Here is an 8,985-nt window from a genome sequence, read left to right on the forward strand (position 1 = left end):
CCCCCCGGCCGCCCCCCCGAAGATGCACTTGCGGTGGAGGGTCGGGGGTCAAGGGTGGAGCGAAGCGCAATCGGCGTAGCCGACGCGACGAAGGAGCGCCCTTGACGCCCGGACCGGAGCCGCGACACTCAAACCCCAGGGGCGGCCCTCGGCTCAGCTAATCCCGGCGTTCGCACATCTTGCGGCTCATGCGCCCTGACACGGACCAGCGGGGCATGAGTCTCAGCCGCTCCCCGGCGGGGGTGGACGCCGAGGCGGCCCGAGTCCCCCCATACAACTGCCGCGCCCCGGCCCGCACCCCCGGCCGCACAGCTCCCCGCTCAGGCGTCCCCGTCCCCGTTCCCGTTCGCGTCCCCGTCCTTCGTCAGCCGCTTGCCCAGGATTCGGCACGGGCGGCCCGACTTTTGGTCCTCTTGTTCGGCCAGCTGGGCGTAGCCCAGGGCCGTCCAGAAGGCCAGGGCCTGGTGGTTGGTCTTCGGGACCGCGACTCTGACCGTCGTGTGGCCCGACGCGCGGAAGCGGTCCTCCACCACCGTCGCCAGCTCTCGGCCGTACCCCGCGCGCTGCTCGTCCGCGTGGACCATCAAGAGGCCGATCCAGGGGCCCGGACCCGGACCCGGGCCCGGACTCGGGTCCGTGCCAGCCGGGTCCGGGGCCAGGGTCACCGCGATTGCGACCAGGCGGCCCGCCGCGCGGGCGATGAGGACCTCTGCGGCCGGGTGGGCCAGTTCGTCGGCCAGGGACGTCGCGACCTGTTCGGGGCTGATGTGGTCCGCGTCCGGGAAGTCGCCGCTGAGTTGTTGGAACTCCCTGTTGGACGCGTACAGCGCGGCGAGGTCGGTGAGCAGCTCCCCGGGGAGCGCGCCGTCCACGGGGGTCAGCGGTTCGACGATCATCGTCGCAGCGTACCCACACGCGGAGGGCCCCCGGCCGTAATGCCGGGGGCCCTCCGTGGCGTGCTGTCCCGAAAGGGGAGGCGTGTCAGAGGTTGACGCCGAAGTCCGTCGCGATGCCCACCAGGCCCGAGGCGTAGCCCTGGCCGACCGCGCGGAACTTCCACTCCGCACCGTTGCGGTACAGCTCACCGAAGACCATCGCGGTCTCCGTGGCGGCGTCCTCGCTCAGGTCGTAGCGGGCGATCTCGCCGCCGCCGGCCTGGTTGACGATGCGGATGTACGCGTTCCGCACCTGGCCGAAGTTCTGGCTGCGGGTCTCCGCGTCGTAGATGGAGACCGGGAAGACGATCTTGTCGATGTCGGCGGGCAGGCCCGCCAGGTTCACGTTGATCGCCTCGTCGTCGCCGGCGCCTTCACCCGTGCGGTTGTCGCCGGTGTGGACGATGGTCTGGTCCGGCGTCGACTTGTTGTTGAAGAAGACGAAGTGGCCGTCGGAGAAGACCTTCCCCGTGGCGTTGACCGCGATAGCCGATGCGTCGAGGTCGAAGTCGGTGCCGGTGGTGCTGCGGACGTCCCAGCCGAGGCCGACCGTGACGGCTGTGAGGCCCGGCGCTTCCTTGGTGAGCGAGACGTTGCCGCCCTTGGACAGGCTTACAGCCATGGGATGTGTCCCTTTCCTTGTCGTGTGTGCGGGCTTCGTGCGGTCCCGAAGCTACCGTCAACCCCTATAACGCGGGCAGGGGACTGAGAGGTTCCAGCCGCTTTACTTTCTTTACACAGTTCGAAGGTGCCTATGACGCAGTTCGAAGGTGCCCGGGACGCCCGTGACGCCCGTGACGCCCGTGGCTCAGTCCGCCCCCTGGCGAAAAACGGGTGACGGAAGTGGCACGGACACGCGACCATGGACGTATGTCCGGGCCTCCGTATGTCATCCGCGGTTCGGTCTCCCTGCCGGAGGCCGAGCTCATGTGGCGTTTCTCGCGTTCCTCGGGGCCCGGCGGTCAGCATGTGAACACCACGGACTCGCAGGTGGAGCTGCGCTTCGACCTCGCCAAGACCGATGCTCTGCCGCCCGTGTGGAAGGAGCGCGCGCTGGAGCGGCTCGAAGGCCGGCTCACCGATGGCGTCGTGTCCGTACGGTCCTCGGAGCACCGCTCGCAGTGGCGCAACCGCGAGACGGCAGCCGTGCGGCTCGCCTCGCTGCTCGCCGAGGCGACGGCTCCGCCGCCCCGCCAGCGCCGCAAGTCGAAGATCCCGCGCGGGATCAACGAGCGCAGGCTGCGCGAGAAGAAGCAGCGCTCCGACACCAAGCGCGGCCGTTCCGGGCGCGGCTGGGGATAGCGCCCACGCCCGTCCGTGTCGTGGCCCCCGCCCTACGAGATCTGGTGGTAGCGGCCCTTGAAGTACGTCAAGGGCCCGCCCTCCCCGCTCGGCAGCTCCGCCGTCAGCACCCGGCCGATCACCAGCGTGTGGTCGCCCGCCTCGACCCGCTGTTCCGTACGGCACTCCAGCACCGCCAGCGCCCCGCCGACCAGCGGCGCCCCGCTCGCCTCGCCCCGCCGGTAGGGGATGTCCTCGAACAGCAGCCGGTCGCTGATCCGGCCCTTCATCGCGAACCGCCCCGCGATGTGCCGCTGGCTCTCGGAGAGCAGTGACGCCGCCCACAGCGGCTGTTCGGCCAGCAGGTCGTCCATGCGCGAGCCGTTGCGGACGCTGACCAGGACCAGCGGCGGGTCGAGGGAGACCGACAGGAACGCGGTCGCCGTCATGCCGGCGTCCTCGCCGCGCGGGCCGTGCGCGCTCAGGGGTTCTTCGTGCGCCGTCACCAGCACCACTCCCGCCGCGAGCCGGGACATCGCGGCGCGGAACTCGTCGTTGCTCACCCCCTCAGCATGGGGGATCGTCCCGCCGGCGTGGGGGATCGTCCCGACTGTCGGGCGGTCGTCGGCCTCAACCGGGCGGTCGTCGGCCTCAACCGGGCGGTCGTCGGCCTCGACGGGGCGGTCGTCGGCCTCGACGGGGCGGTCGTCGGCCTCGACGGGGCGGTCGTGGGCCTCGAAGGAGGAAGCAGGGGTCGTCTGGGACACACCTCAGACGCTAGTCTCGGCTCTCCGGCGTCCGCATCGGGCCAGAGGACCAGTCAAGTCCTAGGACCTGGCTGACGCACCTGAGACCCCGCCGCAAGGTGGTCAACCTTGAATTGTGTTCAGGAAAACGCGTGGAGCGCTCCCACAAAGCGCCCATTACTCTTCATCATTTGATGTGACTTGAGTCACAGAGCCGACAATTTGTTGACCCTGTGTACCGGGCGCACAGCTCGCTGTGATTCAGTGGCGGTGACGGTGCAACACGAGAGCCGATGAGAATCCTGGAGTTGCTGTCGAGGTCTCGGGGAGAGCGAGCAATGGAGACCGAGTCGGAGCCCTACGTCCGTCTTGCGACCTTGCGGCAGCTGCATCAGGCGGTCGCCGACCTCAACACGGCCCGGAGCCTGGCTGACACGCTCCAGACGGTCGCCGACGGCATCGTCTCGGGGCTCGGCTACGAACTCGCCTGCGTCAACGTCGTGCAGGCCGACGGCGATCTGGTCGTCGCCGCCTTCGCCGGGAACGCCGCAGCCGAGGCCCTGATCACCGGCCGGGTCGGCTCCCGCAACTCCTGGGAGCGCCGGCTGTCGATGGGCGTCAGCTGGGGCTCGCTGCGCTTCATACCGCACACCGAGGGCTGGGTGCTGCTGGAGGACGACGTCCCGCAGTGGTACACCGAAGGCCCCGACCCCCGCTTCGCCGACGAGTGGCACCCGCAGGACCGGCTGTACGCGCCGATGTACGCGTCCGGCGGCGGCAACGAACTGCTCGGCGTCATATCCGTCGACCGTCCGCGCGGCGGCCGGCACCCCGGCGCCTGGGGCCAGGAGGCCCTGCAGATGTACGCCTCGCAGGCGGCCATCGCGATCAGCAACGCGCGCCTGCGCGCCAACATGCAGCGCGCCCTCGTCCGCCTGGAGCGCGAGCAGCAGGCGCTGCGCGCCAGCGAGGAGTCCTTCCGGCAGGCGTTCGAGTACGCCCCCAGCGGCATGGCCATCGCCGAGATGGGCGGCGACCAGCACGGCCGGCTGCTGCGCACCAACGACGCGCTGTGCCGGCTGCTCGGCCGCCCCGCCTCCGCCATGCGCCGCCATTCGTTCGCCGACCTCGTCCACCCCGAGGACATCGGCACCCTGCTCCGTACGTCCGCCGAGGGCGGCCGCGCCGAGCTGCGGCTCGCCCGCCGCGACGGCAGCTGGGTCTGGGTCTCCCTGCGGAACTCGGTGGTCGCCGACACCAGCGACGGCCCCCGGCTGCTGCTCACGCACGTCGAGGACATCGAGGAGCGCAAGAGCCGCGAACTCGCGCTCGCCCACCGCGCCTCGCACGACTCGCTGACCGGGCTGCCCAACAGCGCCGAGCTGCGCTCGCGGCTCAGCGCCCGGCTCTGCGCCCGCCCGCACGCCCTGCGCGAGACGGCGGTGGAGCAGCTGGACGCGGCGTACGGCGGCTACGAGGGCACGGTGCTGTACGAGCCGGCCTACGACGCGTACGACGGCTACGACGGCCATGACAGCTACGAGGAGCGCACCGGCGAGCGCGGCGGCCGGTACGGCGCCCTCGGCGCCCCGGGCAGCGGCCACTCCGACAGCCACGAGCACATGGTGGCGCCGAGCGAGGACGACGAAGGCGCGAAGGGGCTGGCCGTCCTCTTCTGCGACCTCGACGGTTTCAAGTCGATCAACGACAGGTTCGGGCACAACACCGGCGACGCGGTGCTGATCGAGGTCGCACGCCGGCTGACCACCGGAGTCAGGGACGGCGACACGGTCGCCCGGCTCGGAGGTGACGAATTCGTCGTTCTCGCCGACGGGCTCGGCGCCGCTGACGCCGCCGATCTCGCCGTACGGCTGCGGAACGCGATCATTCCGCCCATCAGGGTGGACGGCAGGGCCGTGCGCGTCGGCGCCAGTTTCGGCATCGGCTGGGCGAGCTGCGGGATGTCCGTCGAGGACGTGCTGAAATCCGCCGACCAGCGCATGTACATCGAGAAGCGGGCCCGGAACAAGGTCCACCGGAGGGCCGGATAGGGCGTCCGCACAACGACCGGCCGGGGGTCGGCGCAGGCCCCGGGGCGCGAGCGCGGCGGTTGTTCACCCGTGGTCCCGACAGCCGTCCCCCGCCGTCCATACGACCGTCGTGACAGTGATCCAATACGGCCGGAAGACCGGCCCCGCATAGCCAAGAGCCGTCCGGCGGCCCGCCCATCCGAGGTAGGCTCGGCCGGTCGGCGATGCTGGCGAGATGGTAAGGAGTGACCCAGGGATGACGGCCGGGAACGACGGCGCGAGCAAGCCCGAGGACGACGACCCGTTCGGCTATCTGTACGAGGACGGACAGGCGGCGGCCGCGGCGCAGGGACGGCAGGGCGGCTACGGCTACCCCGGCCCGGCCGCGCAGCCCGGCGTGCCCAGAACGTCGTACAACCAGGTCAGGACCGTCGGCGAGCGCCAGTACGGGCAGCAGGCCGTGCCGCCGCAGGCGCGCCAGGGCGGCTACGGCTACCCGGGCCCGGCAGCGCAGCAGCAGCCCGGCTACGGGCAGTCCGGCGGCCAGCAGGGGTACGGCCAGCAGGGCGGCCAGCCCGGCTACGGTCAGTCGGGGTACGGCCAGCAGGCGCAGTACCAGCAGCAGGGCCAGTACGGGGCCCCGGCGGCCCAGCCCGACGGTGGCTCGCCCACCCGTCAGGTGCCGGCCCAGCGCGGTGGCGGGCGCGGCAGAGGCCCGAACACGAAGGTGCTGCTGATCGGCGCCGTCGCGGTGGTCGCCGCCGTCGTGATCGGTATCACGATCGCGCTGTCCTCCAGCGGCGGCGACAAGAAGGACGACGCGTCGCCGTCGGGCCAGCCGAGCGCGGCGCAGTCGCAGCAGCCGAGCGGTCAGCCGTCCGACAAGGGCGACGCACCGGTCGCGAAGCTGCCGAAGCAGGACGCGGCGACGCTGGAACTCGGCGGCGGGGCCGCGCTCGCGAAGGACGTCACGGGCGCCGAGGGCGCCGACGGCGCCTATGTGACGGGCTTCAACGCCGTCGGATCCTCCGTCACGTGGACGGCGGACATGGACAAGGCGGGTCCGTACGCGCTGTCCGTGCGGTACGCGGTCCCCGCGAAGGACATGAACGCGACGCTCACGGTCAACGGCAAGGCCAACAGCTCCCCGATCAACCTGTCGAACTTCATCAAGTCCAGCGACCCGGACCCGGCGAAGAACTGGCAGACGACCTGGGCGCCGGTCTCGCTCCAGCAGGGCAAGAACACGATCAAGATCTCCTGCGAGAACGGCAACCAGTGCGACGTGCTCCTCGACTGGCTCGAGGTCACGCCGCCGAAGAAGCAGGACTGACCGAGACAGGTCAAGCAGGTCACAGCGTCAGCCCGCAGGTCAGCCTGCGGGCTGTTCTGTCACCGCGACCTGGGGCAGCAGCTTTTCGTACGTGACGGCGTCGAACTCGCCCGCCACCGGCGCCAGGACCGTCGCCGTGGACAGGGCGACGGCCCGCGCCAGCCGGTCCGGCCACGGGAGCCGTTCGACGAGGCCGGACAGCAGCCCCGCGACGGCCGAGTCGCCCGCACCTGTCGGATTGCCCTTCACCGAGGCCGGCGGCGCCGCGCGCCAGAGCCCTTCGGGGGTGGCGGCGAAGAGCCCTTCGGGGCCGAGCGAGGCGACGACGGCGTGGGCACCGCGTCTGCGGGCGTCGCGGGTGGCGCGCAGCGGTTCGCGTGAGCCGGTGAGCCGGGCGAGTTCGTCGGCGTTCGGCTTGACCAGGTCGGGGCGGGCGGCGACACCCCGGCGCAGGGGTTCGCCGCTGGTGTCGAGGAGTACGGGCACCCCGGCGCCCCGGGCGAGACGTACCAGCTCGGCGTAGGCGCCGACATGGATGCCGGGCGGCAGGCTGCCGCAGAGCGCGACGGCGTCGGCGCCGTCGATGAGCCGGGCGTACGTGTCGAGGAAGGCGGCCCATTCGGCGGCCGAGACGACCGGTCCGGGTTCGTTGAGCTGCGTGGTGTCGCCGGTCGCCGCGTCCACGACGGCGACCGTACGGCGGGTGGCGCCCGCGACCGGCACGAGCGCGTCGGTCGTGCCGGCCTGCGACGTGCCGGCCTGTGACATGCCTGCCTGTGACGTGCCTGCCTGTGACGTGTGCGCCAGCAGTTCGCGCAGTACGTCGCCGGTCCTGCCGCCCGCGAAGCCGGTGACCACGGTCTCGTGACCGAGCGCCGCGAGCACCCGGGCCACGTTGATGCCCTTGCCGCCGGGCCGTTCGGTGACGTCGCTGACGCGGTGGGTGGTGTGCGGGACCAGTGCCGGGGTGCGGTACGTGATGTCCAGCGCAGCGTTGAGCGTGACCGTAACGATCATCTGTCACACCCCCGAGAACGCGCCTGTCGCCAACTGCCCTGCCGTTGATTGCATACTGCAGGAACGATCATGCCAAAAAGTAAGCGGTTGGCCCAGACCTCGGACCAACCGCTTCCCCTCCACCGGCATCCGCGCCGGCGTCAGCCCAGCTCGGGCTCGATGACCCATTCGCCCTTGTGCAGCACGCCCTTGAGCGTGAAGTCCGCGTCCAGCACCACCAGGTCCGCGTCCTTGCCCGGCTCCAGCGAGCCGACCTTGTCGTACAGGCCGAGCAGCTTCGCCGGGTTGGCGGAGATCGCGTTGACGATGTCCTCGACCGGCAGCCGGTCGACGGTGGCCGCCCTGCGGAACGCGGTGTCCAGCGTCAGGGTCGAGCCCGCGATCGAGCCGCCCTCCACCAGCCGCGCCACGCCGTCCTTGACCTCGACGGCCAGCGGACCGAGCTGGTAGAGCCCGTCACCGAAGCCCGCCGCGTCCATCGCGTCCGTGATGAAGGCGACCCGGCCGGCGCCCGCGCGGTGGAACGCCAACTCCAGCGCTGCGGGGTGCAGATGGGTGCCGTCGTTGATCAGTTCGACGGTGACCCGCTCGTCCTCCAGCAGCGCGGCGATCGGCCCCGGCGCCCGGTGGCCGATCGCCGGCATGGCGTTGAACAGGTGCGTCGCGACGGTCGCGCCCGCCTCGATGGCCTCGACGGTCTGCTCGTACGTCGCGTCCGTGTGCCCGATCGCCGCGATCACGCCGTGCTCGGCGAGCAGCCGTACGGACTCGATGCCGCCGGGGAGTTCGGTGGCGAGGGTGACCATCTTCGCCGTACCGCGCGCCGCGTCGAGCAGCTTGCGCACCTCGGCGGGGTCGGGGTCGCGCAGCAGCGCCTCGCTGTGGGCGCCCTTGCGGCAGGGTGAGATGAAGGGGCCCTCGAAGTGGATCCCGGCCAGATCGCCCTGCTCGACCAGTTCGGAGAGGAACCCGGCGCGCTGCGCGAGGAAGTCCATCTCGCCGGTGACGGTGGAGGCGACGACGGTGGTCGTGCCGTGCTCGCGGTGGGTGGCGATGCCCTGGAGCACGTCGTCCGCCGAGCCGGAGGTGAAGGAGGCCCCGCCGCCGCCGTGGTTGTGCATGTCGACGAAGCCGGGGACCACCCAGTGGCCCGTCAGGTCCAGGGTGGCGGCGTCGCCGGCGGGGGCGGCCTCCGCGATCTTGCCGTCCTCGACGACCACCCGGCCGCCGTCGACGGTCCCGCCGGGCAGCACCACCCGGGCGCCGGCGAGGACAGTGCGTGCGGTGCGTACGGCGCTTGCGGCCATCAGGTGGTTACCTCCGTGGAGAGCAGATCCCAGGCGAGCAGCCCTGCGCCCAGGCGTCCGGCGGTGTCCCCCAGGGCGGCGGGGACGATGGTGGGCAGTTTCTGGAACGTCACCTTCTCCTCGACCGCGGCACGCAGCGGCGTGAACAAGGTTTCCCCCGCTTCGGCGAGTCCGCCGCCGATGATCATTGTGCTGGGGTCGAGCAGCGTGAGTGCGGTGACGAGCCCGGCGGCGAGCGCGTCGATCGTGTCGCGCCACACCTCGACGGCCGCGGGGTCGCCCGACTCCACGGCCTTGGCGCAGTCGGCGGCGTCCGCCAGCGGGTCGCCGCTGGCC

General features: G+C 71.5%; 9 protein-coding genes. 3 read left to right on the forward strand and 6 right to left on the reverse strand.

Annotation, left to right across the window (positions count from 1 at the left end; all coding sequences use genetic code 11):
- Nucleotides 1-320: 320 nt before the first annotated feature.
- Both HY68_RS13040 and HY68_RS13045 read right to left on the reverse strand, forming a co-directional pair.
- Nucleotides 321-896 (reverse strand): GNAT family N-acetyltransferase, encoded by a 576-nt coding sequence (locus HY68_RS13040; protein WP_041988339.1) that lies wholly within the window; start codon nt 894-896, stop codon nt 321-323.
- Nucleotides 897-981: 85 nt separating this feature from the next.
- On the reverse strand, nt 982-1,557 hold the full coding sequence (locus HY68_RS13045; RefSeq protein WP_041988340.1) for a TerD family protein: 576 nt from the start codon (nt 1,555-1,557) through the stop codon (nt 982-984).
- Between the two features lie 248 nt (nt 1,558-1,805).
- On the opposite strand from HY68_RS13045, the gene arfB reads away from it, so the two are divergent.
- On the forward strand, nt 1,806-2,237 hold the full coding sequence (gene arfB, locus HY68_RS13050) for an alternative ribosome rescue aminoacyl-tRNA hydrolase ArfB (RefSeq protein ID WP_041988341.1): 432 nt from the start codon (nt 1,806-1,808) through the stop codon (nt 2,235-2,237).
- Nucleotides 2,238-2,269: 32 nt separating this feature from the next.
- On the opposite strand, the gene HY68_RS13055 is transcribed toward arfB, so the two are convergent.
- Nucleotides 2,270-2,752 carry a flavin reductase family protein gene (locus tag HY68_RS13055; RefSeq protein ID WP_107070178.1) on the reverse strand — a complete coding sequence of 161 codons (483 nt, stop codon included), beginning with the start codon at nt 2,750-2,752 and terminating at the stop codon, nt 2,270-2,272.
- A 548-nt stretch (nt 2,753-3,300) separates the two neighbouring features.
- Here HY68_RS13055 and cdgB point away from each other — a divergent pair.
- Nucleotides 3,301-5,013 (forward strand): diguanylate cyclase CdgB, encoded by a 1,713-nt coding sequence (gene cdgB / locus HY68_RS13060; RefSeq protein WP_041988345.1) that lies wholly within the window; start codon nt 3,301-3,303, stop codon nt 5,011-5,013.
- A 235-nt stretch (nt 5,014-5,248) separates the two neighbouring features.
- Entirely contained in the window at nt 5,249-6,325 is a 1,077-nt protein-coding gene (locus tag HY68_RS13065) for a CBM35 domain-containing protein (RefSeq protein WP_041988347.1), read from the forward strand.
- 39 nt (nt 6,326-6,364) lie between these two features.
- Here the strand turns inward: HY68_RS13065 and HY68_RS13070 are convergent, their stop codons facing one another.
- The 3 genes from HY68_RS13070 to HY68_RS40060 all read right to left on the reverse strand — a co-directional run.
- The gene (locus HY68_RS13070; RefSeq protein WP_041988350.1) at nt 6,365-7,342 is read right to left on the reverse strand and encodes a 1-phosphofructokinase family hexose kinase; all 978 of its coding nucleotides are present in this window, start codon (nt 7,340-7,342) and stop codon (nt 6,365-6,367) included.
- A 140-nt stretch (nt 7,343-7,482) separates the two neighbouring features.
- Nucleotides 7,483-8,649: an N-acetylglucosamine-6-phosphate deacetylase gene (gene nagA / locus HY68_RS13075; RefSeq protein ID WP_041988352.1), complete on the reverse strand. Its 1,167-nt coding sequence runs from the start codon at nt 8,647-8,649 to the stop codon at nt 7,483-7,485.
- A partial coding sequence (locus HY68_RS40060; RefSeq protein WP_041988353.1) for an ROK family protein occupies nt 8,649-8,985 on the reverse strand: 337 nt, incomplete at its 5' end. The genes nagA and HY68_RS40060, both read right to left, overlap by 1 nt.

It is taken from the genome of Streptomyces sp. AcH 505 (assembly GCF_000818175.1).
In the GTDB taxonomy this organism is placed as follows: Bacteria; Actinomycetota; Actinomycetes; order Streptomycetales; family Streptomycetaceae; genus Streptomyces.